At 52.7% G+C, this 16,056-nt stretch carries 12 protein-coding genes; 9 read left to right on the forward strand and 3 right to left on the reverse strand.

The genetic code is table 11. The features are described 5' to 3' along the window. Positions 1–147: 147 nt before the first annotated feature. Together FYZ48_RS26165 and FYZ48_RS26170 are read left to right on the forward strand one after the other, a co-directional pair. Positions 148–1,719 (forward strand): dicarboxylate/amino acid:cation symporter, encoded by a 1,572-nt coding sequence (locus FYZ48_RS26165; RefSeq protein ID WP_149345470.1) that lies wholly within the window; start codon positions 148–150, stop codon positions 1,717–1,719. A 196-nt stretch (positions 1,720–1,915) separates the two neighbouring features. Beyond that, on the forward strand, positions 1,916–3,481 hold the full coding sequence (locus FYZ48_RS26170; protein WP_149345471.1) for a GAF domain-containing SpoIIE family protein phosphatase: 1,566 nt from the start codon (positions 1,916–1,918) through the stop codon (positions 3,479–3,481). 27 nt (positions 3,482–3,508) lie between these two features. On the opposite strand, the gene FYZ48_RS26175 is transcribed toward FYZ48_RS26170, so the two are convergent. Both FYZ48_RS26175 and FYZ48_RS26180 read right to left on the reverse strand, forming a co-directional pair. Beyond that, positions 3,509–4,774, reverse strand: coding sequence for a GNAT family N-acetyltransferase (locus tag FYZ48_RS26175; protein WP_149345472.1), 1,266 nt, complete (start codon positions 4,772–4,774; stop codon positions 3,509–3,511). Between the two features lie 306 nt (positions 4,775–5,080). Beyond that, positions 5,081–7,165: a HEAT repeat domain-containing protein gene (locus FYZ48_RS26180; RefSeq protein WP_187782231.1), complete on the reverse strand. Its 2,085-nt coding sequence runs from the start codon at positions 7,163–7,165 to the stop codon at positions 5,081–5,083. Between the two features lie 250 nt (positions 7,166–7,415). Between FYZ48_RS26180 and FYZ48_RS26185 the strand changes: the two genes are divergently transcribed. The 5 genes from FYZ48_RS26185 (at position 7,416) to pckA (ending at position 13,514) form a co-directional block, all read left to right on the forward strand. Further along, on the forward strand, positions 7,416–8,213 hold the full coding sequence (locus tag FYZ48_RS26185; RefSeq protein WP_149345474.1) for a hypothetical protein: 798 nt from the start codon (positions 7,416–7,418) through the stop codon (positions 8,211–8,213). Between the two features lie 15 nt (positions 8,214–8,228). Next, positions 8,229–9,050, forward strand: coding sequence for a formylmethanofuran dehydrogenase subunit C (locus FYZ48_RS26190; protein WP_149345475.1), 822 nt, complete (start codon positions 8,229–8,231; stop codon positions 9,048–9,050). 39 nt (positions 9,051–9,089) lie between these two features. Beyond that, on the forward strand, positions 9,090–10,751 hold the full coding sequence (locus FYZ48_RS26195; protein WP_149345476.1) for a fatty acid CoA ligase family protein: 1,662 nt from the start codon (positions 9,090–9,092) through the stop codon (positions 10,749–10,751). Further along, complete coding sequence (locus tag FYZ48_RS26200) at positions 10,748–11,749, forward strand: NAD-dependent epimerase/dehydratase family protein (RefSeq protein WP_149345477.1); 1,002 nt, start codon at positions 10,748–10,750, stop codon at positions 11,747–11,749. Before FYZ48_RS26195 ends, FYZ48_RS26200 begins: the two co-directional genes overlap by 4 nt. Before the next feature lie 178 nt (positions 11,750–11,927). Further along, complete coding sequence (gene pckA / locus FYZ48_RS26205; protein WP_187782232.1) at positions 11,928–13,514, forward strand: phosphoenolpyruvate carboxykinase (ATP); 1,587 nt, start codon at positions 11,928–11,930, stop codon at positions 13,512–13,514. Here pckA and FYZ48_RS26210 read toward each other — a convergent pair. Next, positions 13,511–14,023, reverse strand: a complete 513-nt coding sequence (locus FYZ48_RS26210) for an endonuclease V (protein WP_149345479.1) — start codon at positions 14,021–14,023, stop codon at positions 13,511–13,513. The genes pckA and FYZ48_RS26210 overlap by 4 nt on opposite strands. Before the next feature lie 205 nt (positions 14,024–14,228). On the opposite strand from FYZ48_RS26210, the gene FYZ48_RS26215 reads away from it, so the two are divergent. After that, positions 14,229–14,762, forward strand: coding sequence for a DUF6940 family protein (locus FYZ48_RS26215; protein ID WP_149345480.1), 534 nt, complete (start codon positions 14,229–14,231; stop codon positions 14,760–14,762). A 212-nt stretch (positions 14,763–14,974) separates the two neighbouring features. Beyond that, positions 14,975–16,054, forward strand: coding sequence for a hypothetical protein (locus FYZ48_RS26220; protein ID WP_149345481.1), 1,080 nt, complete (start codon positions 14,975–14,977; stop codon positions 16,052–16,054). Positions 16,055–16,056 lie beyond the last annotated feature (2 nt).

Here is a 16,056-nt window from a genome sequence, read left to right on the forward strand (position 1 = left end):
GAATCAGGTATTTCCGGACCAGCCAGAGGATCCCTTTTGAGCCTCTGGTCATGGTCCGTTTAGTGTTGATCACGCTGCTGAGCGGTCTTGAAATCTGAACGTGGTCTGGTGAGTCATTGTAACGTGAAATAGGGAAGTTGATGTTTCATGAAGAGCCTGCCACTGCATTATCAGATTCTGATCGCATTAATCCTCGGAACTGTATTAGGGTTTCTATTCAATCCCGGGGAAGAACCACTGGTCGGTCTCACGCTGACGGTCAGTCCACAGGATGGCGGCTACAAGGTGGTGCAGCAGCAGGCCGAACAGGATCCACAAACCCTGGAGTTCTCCAGCAAGGAAGCGTTATTGAAACGCTATCCCGAGCTCAAAAAGCAGTTTGTGGCAGGCGATCTGGAAAAGCCCGAGACATTTGAAGTCAAAGGACGAATGATTCATATCGTCGACTCCGCACGTGAGGTCCATCTGACTTATACCCGTACCGTCGATAAAAAAGTTACGGTCACCACCTATTCTGCAGAGAACGGAGAGGAGCTGGTCGAGAAGTATCCACAGTGGAAGACGGAATTCGAACTCTTCGGTAATACAATCAGTCAAAAGGTGATGGCGATTTCCAAATGGGTTGGCGATCTGTTCTTGCGTCTGTTGAAGATGGTAACCATTCCCCTGATTGTGACTTCCCTGATTACCGGAATTGCCAGCCTGGGGAACGCCACTCGCTTTGGTGCCATGTTCTCGAAGACGCTGTTGTACTATCTCTCCACCAGTCTGCTGGCAATTTTTACCGGGATTTTTGTGGTGAATCTGATACGCCCCGGAATTGGCGCTGAGCTGCCTGGTGGCAGTGGCTCGTTGTCCTCAGGTCAGGAGTCCATCAGTTCCATCTTTATCGATATGGTCGATCGGCTGATTCCCACCAACATTATCCACTCTTTGGGGGAAGGGGAATTCCTTTCAATCATTTCTTTCAGCATCCTGTCCGGGATCTTTATCATTCTGGTCGGAGGGAAACATGCGAAACTGCTGACTGATATTTTTCAGGCCGGCTTTGAAGTCATGATGCGGATGACCATGTTTATTATCAGTCTGGCTCCGATTGGTGTGCTGGCTTTCATGATTTATGCCGTATCTTCTCAGGGAATTGAAATCTTCAAGACCCTCAGCTGGTACATGGTTGCAGTACTGTTGGCTCTATTGATACATGCGGCTGTTATCTTGCCTTGTCTCCTGAAATTTATTGCACGGCGTTCTCCCCTGGAATTTGCCCGGGCAATGGGCCCGGCGTTGATGACCGCCTTCTCGACAGCCTCCTCCAACGGAACACTGCCGCTGACGATCAGCTGTGTTGAGGAAAATGCGGGAGTCTCGAATGAGGTCAGCTCGTTCGTGCTGCCTCTGGGGGCGACCATTAATATGGATGGAACGGCGCTCTATGAAGCGGTTGCAGTTCTCTTTATCGCACAGGCTTACTCGGGTGAAGTATTACCTGTCCAGCAGCAAATCCTGGTGGCGATTACCGCGTTACTGGCAAGTATTGGTGCTGCCGGCATTCCCCACGCCGGTCTGGTGATGATGGCGATTGTGCTGCAGGCGGTGGGACTTCCACTGGAAGCACAGGGCGTGATTATCGCTGTCGACCGCGTACTGGACATGTGTCGTACTTCGGTTAATGTCTGGAGTGACTCCTGCGGATGTGCGATTATTGAACGCTACCGCTAACAGGAAATTGCTCGACTCAAGTTCAATCGAACGTGGGGATTTCCTGATTCTGAAGTGAATTCAACGTGCTTAACCGCTGTAACCGTTACAGTCAGACAGGCGTCAAGGCCTGGAGGGAATAGCGGCCGATACAAGACGAAGGAGCATTCTATGCTCGAACGACTCATCTCAGTTTCGTCGTCTTGGATCAGGTGTAATGGAACAGGTACTCACCGCGCAACCTCTGGATTGGATTCATGGTCTGTGTGACCAGTTTACGGAGATCACCGGCTGGCCGTTGCATTTTACGCCCGCCAAGCCGGGAGAACGCAAATCTCTGGAAGCGGAACTCTGCCAGAACGCGAAATACTGCTGGTACGAATCGATTGAAGACGGCAAGCGGACCCTGGGATACCTTTACCTGACGCTGCCTTATGAGACTGCCAATGATCACATGTTTGTGACGGCAATCAAGCTGGCTGAACTGGTGGGTGGATTAATCTCCAAGATTGAAACCATGGGCTCCTCGCTTGAGCTCAAGAACCGCGAAGTCACTACGTTGATGGATGTCGGCCTCTCGGTTACCCGCCAGGAGGGTCTGCAGGACGCACTCCAGAAACTGCTGGAAGCAGCTCTGCAACTGACGGGATTTCGGGCTGCAGGCTTTTTCCTGTTGAATTCGGAATCGAATCAACTCTCGCTCCGCGTCCAGTATTGTCTGCATACATTTGAGATTCCCTTTCATCGCCGGAAACTGAAAGAATCACCCCCTGATCTGGAAGCGTTCGCACACGATGCCCTGATTGTGAATCGGCACGAGAATCCGGAACTGGCCGACTGGTTGCCTGAGGGATGTCTGACGGGCGTCTGTGTGTCGGTGCAGTCCGAGACGGGCCCCTTTGGAACTCTATGGGCCTTCGATCGACGTGCCCGCCATCTCAATGAACGCGATGTCCATATTCTGAAATCAATTGGCGCCCAGGTCAGTACCATTCTGGAACGGGCTGTATTACTCAAAGAGAGTCAGAATCAGCTGCGTCTCAAGAAAGAGTTGAAGGTGATTTCAGAATCGTTTCCTGTCGAACTGGCCCAGGAACGTGACTGGGATCGCGAGTTCCAGGCAGCAGTCCAGTCGATCAGTCATCACGAAGTCGGGGGCGATCTCTGTGAATTCATTCCCCTTTCTCCGCATGTGACCTGTTTCGCGCTGGGAGACGCCTCGGGAGACAGTATCCCGGCTGCGGTGGTCATGGCATCTGTACGTGGTGCTTTACGTACATTGACAGAAGGGCCCATTGAACAGGCTAGAGATACGCAGCATGTCATCAGCCGCATTAATACGGCGCTGTATCATACTTCGCTGCCACATCAGTTCATGAGTATGCTATACGGCGTGATCGATACCCGGGCCCGGACGTTTACTTACACCAACGCGGGACATCCGGCGCCCTTCTGGGTTCATAAAGGGAAGATCACCACACTGACGTCTCACGGAATGCTGCTGGGAGTCACGGAATCAAATGATTATGACTATTCGGTCATTCCGATCTGTAAGAACGACATCATTGTCGGATTCAGTGATGGTATCAGCGAAGCCATGAGCAGCGAACGGAAAATGTTCCGCTCTGATGGCATCATGAAGGTCCTGGAAAATCACATTGAAGATACCGCAGACGAAGTGATGCGGGGGATCTGGTCCAAGCTGCAGCAACACCTCGAAGGGGGAAATGATGGTGACGACCGTACCCTGATGGTTGTCAAGTTCGCCCCCAATCCGGAGTGATCCTCAGACTTCCTGGTTCTGCGATGATCAGCCGACAATGCGAAAGGGAGGACGCTCGGAATCAGGCTCCACTTTCATAGTGTTCTCTTCAGGCCAGTCCTCCGGCGCAATCGCAGCCAGTTCGATACTCGATTCGATTTCCCGAGAGGCCTGACTGTCACTGACCATTGCTGGACTGCCATTGGCTTTGGGACTGGCTACAGGTTGCTGCATCCAGCGGTTCAGCCGTAATAACTGTGACCGTGGAACCGTCAGCGGATAATGTGAGCAGCGGTAGCTGTGTCGTACGCTGTTCTGCCACAGGCTGGCTGCAGACGGGCTCAATAAGCTCAGGTTCACACCACGTTCATCATCCAGGATTGACTGCTGAATCATATTTGAGATGAGAGTCGTGACCGTTTCCGGATTGGTATCAGGAGCACGACCGATGGCCAGGTAATCAGTACCAGCAGCGTGTTGCAGGCCGTAGGCAAATGCGACGACACGATGATTGACAAACAGGGCATCGATGCGGGCCATTCCGGAGCGTGACGCAGGGCCATGGATATCCCGCAGGAAGTCCAGCTTTTGACTGAGAGTATGAGCGCCTCCGGCGATCAGTGTCTGATTCCCATGTCGGAAATCCATCTGCTCAAACTGAGACCAGAGATCCCAGCGAGGATTCCAGCCGGGAGCCAGCGGATCTTCCAACCGTGAGCGGTAAAAGGAAACATGTCCGTCTTGCGCCGTGATTTCTTCAGACTGTTGAATGTGCTCTCTGGCTTCAGGGGATCGACTGGCCAGATACTCGATCCAACTGGTATCACTGGTGTCGACCAGGGACAAACGACGCCAGGGAGCCGAACTGCCCTGGTAGCCGACTGACTTTAAGGCGTTGGCTGTCCGCCGATGGTCGTGGCCATCCTGGTCAACATAACGCAGGTCGATCAGGTCCCAGTCACGTCGAGTCGACCGGATGTGTCTGATCGCTGAGACCATTGTCGCTGCCGAGTTACCACCGATCTGTCCATAGAAAGTCCCCCAGTTGTCCAGTGGGTAGGTCAGGACGCGCACGGTGCCCAGCGGTGTTGCCACCGGTTTGACTACCAGTGGCACGATACCGATGATTTTATTTCTCAGAGTGACGAACAGAACACGTAATTTGAGACCTTTTCCGAAGTGCGCCCAGTAGTGTTCCAGCCATTCCGGAGAATGAGCGAAGGTCGCTCCCCTGGTTTTACCGAGCAGATCGCGCCACGCCAGACGAAAGTGATCCAGGCGTTCGATGTCGTTGATTTCAGCAACGGTGATCATGGCAGCTCCCATACTGGTAAAGGATGTCTCGATTTCCGATTCTCTAACTCTGCAGCAGTAAGAGAATCGCAAGATCCATGCCAGTGACCTGCTGAAGGCCTAATCACGGGTAATCGGTTCGCGCAGACTTTGAAAACTGAATAGTAGTCTGCGTCTAACCCCTTAGTGAGAGGTTCTTTGTAGAAAGTGTCTCTCGTTGAATATCGAAATTACTGGAATCCAGCTGCCAGGGCAGGGGCTTTACTGCTGATGTCATAAATCAACAAATCGGCGGAGATGTTGATTTATGTCAACAGATTGCGAGCATCAGCTGCTCAGTTTTTTGAGAGCTGCTGCGGCTGCTTTTTTCACGCGTGGATCCTGATCCTTGGATGCGGCTTCCAGGGCCTGTTTGATTTCCGGAGTTTTGATCCCGTATTCACCCAGACTGATTGCCGCTTCGAGACGGGCATCCGGATTCGGATGATCGGTTACGACTTTGGCCATCACGGGAGCTGCTTTCTCGGCCCGTTGGGGAGTCGGATCAATTTTCGTCAATGCCCAGAGGGTGACAGCGTTCTCCATATTGTTATTGCTGGATTTGAGTGTCTTCTCCAGCTGAGGGACTTCCGCTTTGGCTACTTTGCCGAAACGGGCCATGGCATAAGTTGCGACCAGACGGAGATCGATATTGCCCGAATTGAGATAGGGGGCAATTGCAGAGATCGCAGGTGCGGCAGCGGGGCCAATTTCGGCCAGGGCTGTGATCAGTTCCTGGATGACGCGGGAATTCTCTTCTTGTTTCAGCGCCGCTGTCAGAGCAGGAATCGCAGATTTCGCTTCAGGTCCCATCAGGGAAATCGCATTAGCGGCTTCTCGGCGGACGAGGGGACGCTCATCGGTGAGTGCTTTGGTCAGACCGGGGAGTGCTGTTTTAATCGTTTCCGGGTCATGGGGGTTATTGCGGACCAGCGCCCAGGCACAGACAAGCTGTAACCGTTCGTCATCCGATGACTCAGCGGCAAGTTTCTTAATCTCGGGGATAGCGGCTTTGCTGCCCATTTTGGAGAGGGCGAAGACAGCGGCATTCCGGGTACGATCCTGGGCTGATTTGAGGATTTCCAGCAGTTGAGGTTCTGCCTTTTTCGCAGCAGGTCCCATTTCTCCCAGACTGGTAATCGCAGACATTTTGACTTCTGGATCGGTAGAATCTAACAGTTTGATCAGTTCTGGAATGGAAGCCCCGGCACCAGTACCGATTTCGCCCAATACATGAACTGCCAGTAATTTTAAAGGGGAATCGTCCTGCAGCATTTTATTCAATGCGGGAACAGATGCATCACCGATGGCTGCCAGAGCAGAGGCACTCGTGAGTGTCAGCGAGACGGGACCTGCCTGCATCGCAGAAGCCAGTTCGGGGACGGCAGAGGCTGCATCCGGTCCAATGGCACCCAGAGCAGTGGCAGCGTCCAGTTTGACATTGAGTTCAGGATCTGACAGCAGCTTGGTTAATGCAGGGACAGCGGATTTGGCTTCGGGACCAAAGTCTCCCAGCGAGATAGCGGCATTCGCACGCACGATCTCAGATTTATTTGTGAGGACCGCCGTTAATGCGGGGACAACTTTCTCAGGTTGCGAGCGGATATTTCCCAGAGCGTGTGCGGCTCGCCAGACCAGGTTGGGATCATCAATTTTTTCCAGAATCTTGATCAGGGTCGGAATCGCTGATTCACCACCGGCTCCCATCTGGGCCAGAACATCACAGATCTGCTGGCATTCCTGATTGTGGTTTGCTTCGTGTTCGTGTTTCAGGGTTGTCAGCAATGGTTTAACTGCGGGAGCACCAATCTGTGCCAGTGCCAGTGCTGCATCATTGCGGACTTCGTTGATCGAAATATTCAAACCTTCCAGCAGGATGGGAATGACCTGATTCAAGGTCTCCTGATTTTCGGGATCGATTTTCGCAGCAGCCCAGGCGGCGGAAATTTTCAGGTAAGAATTGTTACTCTCCAGCAGAGGCATGATCTGTTTCAAAGCGGGTTTGGCCCCGGGACCAATCTGGCGGAGGGCCTGCAAAGTGTTGTACTTAAGAATGACAGAATAACCACGCAGAACTTTGGCAAGTTCAGGAACGGCAGCTGAGGCATCAGGCCCGATTTTTCCCAGGGCGGTAATGGCTTCACTGCGGGCAGCCACAGAACCCTCTTTAACGACAGAAATCAGCGCCGGTACCGCAGCTTTCGCACTCGGCCCCAATTCGCCCAACTGGTGTGCTGCCAGTGCCTGGGCGTCCTCATTATTGCTTTTCAGTTCCTGGACCAGTTTATTGACGTCCATGCTGGCTGAAAGAAGTAGGGGAGTCGCGAGCAGACAGATCGCCAAAGTGAGTCCTGCAGTAAGTAACTGACGCATGAGCATGGTTCCTGGAGCTGATCGTTGCGAGTACCAGTGGTCTGTGGATAAGAAAGAATTCATCTTACCTTCAGATGAAAGACTGGCGAAAAAGATTCGAGAACATTATGCTATAATTGATATCATGATCCGAGTTTAAAAATCAAGTATTTCCACTCGGATTCATCAGGAAATCACACAAGCCGTCTGCTGCGAATCAGATTTCGGGCAGTCACGTGAACTACACTCAAATTCCGCTCTGAGGTCGAACATGAAAACAGTCACTTTGAAATTGAGCATGTTGTTACTGGGAATCATAACACTGTTTTCTGCTGGTCATTTCCTGAAGGCGGGTCCCTGGTACAGAAACAATAATATTTACTACTGGCCCGGCAGCTACAGCCCGGCGATTTACAGTCCCTGGTATGGTGGATACTACACCGGCAACTGGGGCTCTCCGGTGGATGCGCTCGGTTCCCGTTATCAGGGAATGGCCGATCTGGTCCGTGCTCGAGGACAGGCCCAGGTGGATCACACCAAGGCGCTGGTGAATTACCAGGACGCTCAGAGCAAGTATATCGACAACCAGAAGAAACTGGCTGATACCTACGTTTCAGTGCAAAAGGCGCAGCGGGCTTATAATCAGCAACGGGCTGCCGAACAGAAAGAACGGGAAGCACAACAGGAAGCCGCACGTCAGAAACGGGTAGCAGAGAACGAAAAGCGTCGCGAGACCGGAACTCCCGTGTATTACGAGCCTGGCTTCACTCAAACTGATACGACCCTAAGTGCCAGCCAACTGAATCCTGCGACCGGGGAAATTGCCTGGCCCGAAGCGTTGATGGGAGAAGAGTACAAAGCTTCTCGCGATAAAATGCAGGAGCTCTTCAAACTGCGTGATTCGACCGGTGCCACTTCCGAAATCTCACAGGAGATTTATGACGAAGCACAGGTCATGAAGAATCAGCTGCGGGGACAGATCCGGGACATGGTTCCCAACGATTATCTGTCAGCACGGCGTTTCATCGAAGGTCTGGCCAACATGGGCCAGAAAACCGTCAACAGCTGATATAGAACTTCCCGAATGGCCCTCACGTTTACGCTTAAACAGGCACTCCCGGTCTCTCTCGAGGTCAACTCGGTGAGTCATGAATCAGTGAGTGGTCAGTCACTGAGCCAGATCTGTGCGCTACCGGTTTTGTTGGGCAATCGTCAGGCTACCGTGGGGGAATTCTTTGATGTCCAGCAGAGTGATGCGGAACCGGACTTGTTAATCTTCGCAGGTGATTGTGCACGCCTGAAATACATCGGTGCCGGTCTCTCTCGAGGTCGCATCCGTGTGGAAGGCAGTGCCGGCATGCATCTGGGGGCGGAGATGACAGGCGGTGAAATTCTCGTTAAAGGTGATGTCGCCGATTGTGCAGCCACAGAAATGCAGGGAGGAACACTCAGCATTCAAGGTAATGCCGGCGACCTTCTCGGGGCCGCCTATCCCGGCAGTAAACGCGGCATGCGGGGAGGCACCATCGCGGTCAATGGTCATGTTGGTAATGAAGCCGGGCATCGGATGCGTCGTGGCACGATTGTCATCGGGGGTGATGCCGGCGATGCGACCGGGTTTGATATGATTGCCGGTTCCATTTTTACTTTCGGCAAAATGGGGGCACTGGCCGGAGCCGGAATGCGGCGCGGGACACTCGGGCTGCTGGGAGATGCCGGAACGCCGGATCTGCTGCCTACATTCCGCTACTCATGCCTTTATCGGCCGACATGGCTCTCGTTTTTTCTGCGCAAGTTAGCGCAAACTGGTTTTCCGGTTCCGGAGAACTGTTTCAGCAGTGAATATCGGCGCTACTGCGGCGATTTTCTGACCTTGGGGAAGGGAGAAATTCTGGTTCGCCAGTAAAGGACTTTCCCTGTTTCGGAAGCTGCGTACCTGTCTGTCATGTCTGATCAATTTAATATCGCCGATCGTCTTCGCCAGTCTGCTCAAGCCTGGCCGCACCAGAAAGCAGTGGTTTTTCCCGCGGGTAAGGACAGGCAGGGGCGATACACTTACAGCAGTCTGACCTTTCAGCAACTGGACCAGGAAAGTGATCGCCTGGCGCGGGGGCTGATTGAGTTGGGGGTGAAACCGGGAACCCGGATGGCCCTGATGGTGCGCCCCAGCCTGGAGTTCATCGCACTCACCTTTGCGCTGTTCAAGGCGGGGGCGGTGATCATTTTGATCGATCCGGGAATGGGGCGAAAAAATATTATTCGCTGTCTGGCAGAAGTGGAGCCCGAAGGTTTTGTTGCGATTCCGCTGGCACAGTTGTTTCGCAAGATCAAGCGACGGGACTTTCCCAAAGCGCGCTTGAACGTGACGGTCGGCAAGCCGGTTCTGACTTCAGGAATCGACTATGACTGGTTACTGGGGAAAGAATGGACGCCGTTTGAAATCATTCAACGCGACCGTACCGACCCGGCGGCGATTATCTTCACCAGCGGGAGCACGGGGCCCCCTAAAGGGGTCGCCTATGAGCATGGCATGTTCTGGTCTCAGGTAGATCTGTTACGCGATTATTACCAGATCCAGCCGGGTGAAGTCGATCTGCCGGGCTTTCCGCTGTTTGCACTCTTCAACTCGGCCATGGGAGTGACTACCATTGTGCCTGATATGGATCCGACGAAGCCGGCCCTGGTTGATCCGGAGAAAATTATCCGTCAGATGAATGATCAGGGGGTGACGCAGGCCTTTGGTTCTCCCGCGATGTGGAACCGGATTGGCCGGTACTGTGAAGAGCATGACATTAAACTGCCTTCTCTGAAACGTGTGCTCTCTGCTGGTGCCCCGGTTCCCGTTCATGTGATTAAGCGGATGCGTCAGACGTTGAGCTGTGAGGACGCAGACATCAATACGCCGTACGGAGCGACAGAATCACTGCCGGTTGCCTCCATCTGCGGACGTGAGGTACTGGAAGAGACCTCAAAGCAGACGGCGACAGGAGCCGGGACCTGTGTGGGAATTCCGTTTCCCGGAGTGCAGGTCAAAATCATCCGGATTCATAACGAACCCCTCGAGTCGATTGAGCAGGCGGAAGAACTTCCAGTCGGGGAGATCGGAGAAATCATCGTACAGGGGCCGATGGCCACGCGTGAATATTTCCTGCGTCCCGAAGCGACGCGTCTGGCAAAAATTCCAGATGGAGCACAGTTCTGGCACCGCATGGGGGATGTAGGATACCGGGATGAATATGGAAAACTCTGGTTCTGTGGCCGGAAAGCACATATGGTTGAAACAGCTGAGGGGCCGATGTTTACCATTTGTTGTGAGGCGATCTTCAATCAGCATCCGCGGATTTACCGTAGTGCTCTGGTGGGCGTTGGTGGGAAACCACAGCAACGTCCGGTGATTATCGTAGAGCCGGAGCAGGGGGACTTTCCCCAAAGCCAGACAGCACGCAAACAACTGACAGAGGAGCTGCTTGAACTGGGGCAGGCGAATGCACTCACACAGTCAATTGAAACGGTCCTGTTTCATAAATCGTTACCCGTTGATATCAGACATAATGTGAAAATCTTTCGTGAAAAACTGGCTCCCTGGGCCGAAAGGCAGGTTACATGAAAGTCCTCGTGACCGGGGGAGGCGGCTTCCTGGGGCTCTACATTGTCGAACAACTGGTCCAAGCAGGGGAGACGGTCCGCGTTTTTTGTCGTGGAGAGTATCCTCGTCTTAAGGAGTTGAATGTAGAAACCATCCAGGGGGATATTCGCGACGCCGCTGCAGTAGAGCGAGCCTGTACTGGCATTGAGACGGTCTATCACACGGCAGCCGTCTCCGGCATCTGGGGGCCGTGGGATTATTTCTATGGCATTAACACTCAGGGCACGTTGAATGTTCTGGAAGCCTGTCAGTCACAGGGAGTGACGCGTCTGGTTTATACAAGTTCCCCGAGTGTGGTCTATGACGGCTCTGCACATGAAAATGCCAGTGAGAAACTCCCCTACAGCCAGAACTTTCTCTGTCATTATCCACACACCAAGATGCTGGCTGAGCAGGCTGTCCTGGCGGCCAATGGAACGCGTGGTCTGGCGACAGTTGCTTTGAGACCGCATCTGATCTGGGGCCCGCGTGACAATCATCTGATTCCCCGACTGATTCAGCGAGCGAAATCCGGTCGCTTAAGGCAGGTGGGAACGGGCGAGAACCTGATCTCGATGAGCTATGTCGAAAACGCGGCAGCCGCCCATCTGCAGGCTGCCGCTCGTCTGTATTGCGATTCTCCCGTTGGTGGACAGGCCTATTTCATCAATGAACCAGAACCGGTGGTGATGTGGACCTGGATCAATCAACTGTTGGCTTTGGCAGGACTACCGCCCGTTGAAAAGCGGATTTCGGTCAAGGCTGCCAAGCAGATCGGCAGCGTATTGGAATTTTTGTACCGTACGTTACACCTACCCGGTGAACCGCCGATGACCCGCTTTCTCGCCTCTCAGCTGAGCAGTTCTCATTATTATGATATCAGTCGTGCCCGACTTGATTTCGGATATGCACCTCTGGTCAGTTTTGATGAAGCGATGCAGCGGATGGAACCGGAACTGAAGCGACTGGCTGAACGGTAGGCCTCTGAATTTCTTTTCTTCTCAGAAAACCGGACCTGCAGGTGAGAATCACTCTTGGTGAAAGTACAGCATGATATTAAACTTACGACGCGCCTCTTCCTTAAGTCGTCTGATTTGAGCTGGCGGAGGTGGGCAGACTGTGTTTGCTGTGATTTGAGTTCTCAAAATGGAGATGAAAATGGAGTCGTTTGATCTGTCGGAGCATGGAATCAATGTAGATTGGGTCATGCGGAACCCTGATCCTTCGATGTTGTACGAAGAGGCGATTCGCTATGAGCCGGGAACTTCCATTTCCGATACAGGAGCGCTGATTGCCTACTCCGGTGAGAAAACGGGTCGTTCTCCCAAAGATAAACGGGTCGTCAAACACAAGAATTCCCAAGAAGATATCTGGTGGGGGGATGTGAATTACCCTCTGGATCAGCATGCCTTCTACTGTAATCGCGAGCGGGCGACCGACTATCTGAATATCTGCCCGCATCTCTACGTAATCGATGCTTTTGCCGGTTGGGATCCGGAATACCAGATCAAGGTCCGCGTGATCTGCTCACGTCCCTATCATGCACTGTTCATGCATAACATGCTGATTCGTCCGACCGATGAGCAGTTGCAGGGTTTCGGAAAGCCGGACTACGTGATTTATAATGCAGGCACATTCCCTGCAAATCGATTCACCACGGGGATGACATCCAAAACCAGCGTTGATTTAAGTATTGAGGATGGTGAGATCGTCATTCTGGGAACCGAGTATGCCGGCGAAATGAAAAAAGGCATCTTCACGGTCATGAACTACCTGATGCCCAAGCGGGGCATTCTGTCTATGCACTGCTCGGCGACAGCCGATCGCCAGACGGGGCGTTCTTCGGTACTCTTCGGTTTGTCGGGAACAGGGAAAACAACGCTCTCAGCCGATCCCAAACGTTATCTGATTGGAGACGATGAGCACTGCTGGACCGATAACGGCATCTTCAATATTGAGGGGGGCTGTTACGCAAAGGCCATCTATCTGTCTCGCGAGAATGAACCGGAAATCTTCCAGGCACTCCGCTATGGGGCGGTACTGGAGAATGTGGTTTATGACGAATCGCATCACCACGTGGACTTCAATGATACGAGTTTTACGCAAAATACCCGCGGGGCGTATCCGATTGAATACATGCCCAGTGCGAAAATTCCCTGTGTGGCAGATCATCCTACCGATGTGATTTTCCTGACCTGTGATGCCTTCGGCGTACTGCCTCCGGTAAGTAAGCTAACCCCGGAGCAGGCGATGTACCACTTTATCAGCGGTTATACTGCGAAAGTGGCGGGCACCGAAATGGGAGTCAACGAACCAGAGGCGACCTTCTCTCCCTGTTTTGGTGGGCCGTTCCTGGTCTGGCATCCCGGTAAATATGCGGATCTGCTGGCGGAAAAAATCCGGAAGTACAATGCCAATGTCTGGCTGGTCAACACCGGCTGGAATGGTGGTGCTTACGGCGTCGGTAATCGAATCAGTCTGCAGCACACGCGTGCGATCATTGATGCGATCCATTCCGGAACACTGAATCACGCTCCGACCGAAGTCGATCCGATCTTCGGAACCGCGACCGTGACCAAATGCCCCGATGTGGATTCTAAAATGCTCGTGCCTCATAACTCCTGGGCGGATCAGAGTGCCTACAGGGAGACCGCGAAAAAACTGGCGCACGCATTCAATCAGAACTTTATGAAGTATTCTTCCGGAGTTTCTGAAGCAGTGCTGGCTGCGGCACCTCAGGTTTAAATCCCTTCTTTTTCTACGCGACAGAGTTGATCGACCTGCTTTAACAGAGTGGGAATTCGGTACGGACCGTGCATGGTCTGAATTTTATGCCGTGCTTCCGCCAGTGGAATTCCCAGTGCGGTGACAAACAGCGGATTCTGGCTGTTGCCGCGCAGGATTTCCGTTTCTGCCGGAGTCTGATTAAAGCGGGATTTGGCAACGCCAATGATGGGTATTTCTTCTCCCAGTTCCTGATAGAGATAGGTGCCCAGTCCGGGACGCTGGTCTGCTCCCAGTGTGACGAAACCATCGATGACGATGGTTTCCAGTTCGGGTTTCACATCTGCGATTAAAGCGAGCAGGCAGGGGAGTTCGCGTTTGTAGAATTGTCCCGGTTCATACTCCGCAACCTTGGGGATCGATTTGAGGAGCGTTTCGGTTACCTGGTTTGATTCCCAGTCGTCGAACAGAAGTCCTGCGACTGTGGCTGAATCGTCTGGATGGTAATAAACGTCTAAAGCGAGATTCACGGGAAACACTTTCCGGATTTCGACTGACTCTCTTACAATGCGATAGTTGGATTGAAGCATATCATACCTGTCGCGAATCTTATTTCCAGACAGGATGCACAGTCAGGGGGAACGTTGCACATCATGTGGAAGCTTCAACAAGAGTCGCTGTCAGAGTCCGGGATGCTGCGTTTCCAGGTTGTGAAAGATTCACAGGTCGTTCGATATGCGGACGTATTGGAACTATGCGGACGTATTGGAACTTTGGCAGGAAGACACGGAATTCCGTCTCTGGTTCACCGAGATGCTGGCAGCAATACCTTTCACAGCGTTTCGCTGGGAGACGCCTCCCGTCACAACCTCAACTCCAAGTCGCCCTTTTGAGTTTGTGATCATTGACAGCCCCACGCTGGATCGTCCAGTGGACCGTGGTGCGTTTGCTGAGCATTTCTCAATCGTTCCGCATAAGGCTGTTGTGAGTTTTTCGAATCTGGGCCGTGATGCGATCCTGATTGTTCCCTGTCCAGCTTCTGCCGATCTTGATTACTGTCATCTGGCGGATTTTGTTCGTCGAGCCCCCCAGGCACAGGTGCTGGAATTCTGGAAAACGATTGGCAGTGTCATGCAACATCGAGTCAGTGAACAATCTGTCTGGTTAAGTACTGCAGGAGCAGGAGTGGCCTGGCTCCACGTCCGTCTGGATGATCGACCAAAGTATTACCGGTATCAACCGTATCGCACATTATCGGCTTCAGAGTGAGCTTTGTGTCGTATTTTTCGACAGTCGAGTCGTCTGTCCTGACACCTGATTTCAGGGCGGAGGCGATTATGCGACGCACTGTGGATTACCAGTCATGGACGGAGGGGAATTGTATTCATTTTTCTGTTCAATGGTCTGAATAATGCAGTTCACTCATTGGTTGATGTGGATCAACGAGTCATATCTGCAAACTGTCCAAAGGATTGAATCAGATGAGAGACCATGTAATGTTTAGATTCCTGTTGTGCATTTGCACGGTACTGGGATCGATCTGCTTCATACCAGCTGAACGGACTGGTCTGAGTTTTTTCAGCGATCGGGTTCACGCGGCGAATCCTGTGCGTCATGATCCTAAGACCAGGCAGGCGATTGAGCGGGGGATGAAGTGGCTCACTTCTGCTATTCATCGAGATGGTACGGTGGGGGCTGACCAGTATCATCTGCCTGATCTGGGCTGTACTTCGATGGTCGGACTGGTGCTGCTCGCAGAAGGCAGCACGCCTCGCGAAGGGCAATACCAGAAACAGAGCCGGGCTGTGTTGTATGGGGTTTTAGATCTGGTAGAGTCTCGGCCGCTGAATCGATCGCCTCAAGAGGTCACGCTGATTCAGCGAAAAATCGGAATGAATGCGGATGTATTTCTCGCCACTTTGTATCTCAGTCAGGTCTATTACGACGCACCGGGTGAAGAAAAAGCAATTCGAGTTGCCCTGGATCGACTGGTGGAACATATCTGTCTGACACAGGGAAAGGACGGAACCTGGGGTAATGAGAGCTGGGCACCGATTTTGGGAACGATTCTGGGATGGGAATCTTTGCGCGCAGCAAGTTCTGCGGGGCTGAAGATCGAAGCCTCCGAGCAACTGGTGGGGCAGGCGTTGATAAAAAAACTGCAGTCTCAGCCAGATGTGAAGCAGAACTGGATGCATCAGTTTTACAAGGAAGCAGCCGCTGTGCGGGTGTTGTATTCCATGGGCTACCGTGATCAACCGGAGTTCCAGGAGTGTGTAGATCAAATTCTGAAAACGGTCAAAACCGAGCACCGCATATTTCGTTTTGCCGGCGGTGAAGAATATCTGGCGTTTTACTTCATCACGGAATGTATGTTAAAAGGCGAGGATCGCAGCTGGAAGGCCTGGTATCCCCAGGTGCGAGATGGATTCCTGCGGACACAAAATCGCGATGGCAGCTGGAAAGGGCATCACTGCATTACCGATCGAACCTTCTGTACTGCCGGCGTTCTGCTTACACTGCTCTCTCCTAACTTCAGTCTGCCCATGTCGGACCTGTGATC

The sequence above is a fragment of the Gimesia chilikensis genome, from assembly GCF_008329715.1.
In the GTDB taxonomy this organism is placed as follows: domain Bacteria; phylum Planctomycetota; class Planctomycetia; order Planctomycetales; family Planctomycetaceae; genus Gimesia; species Gimesia chilikensis.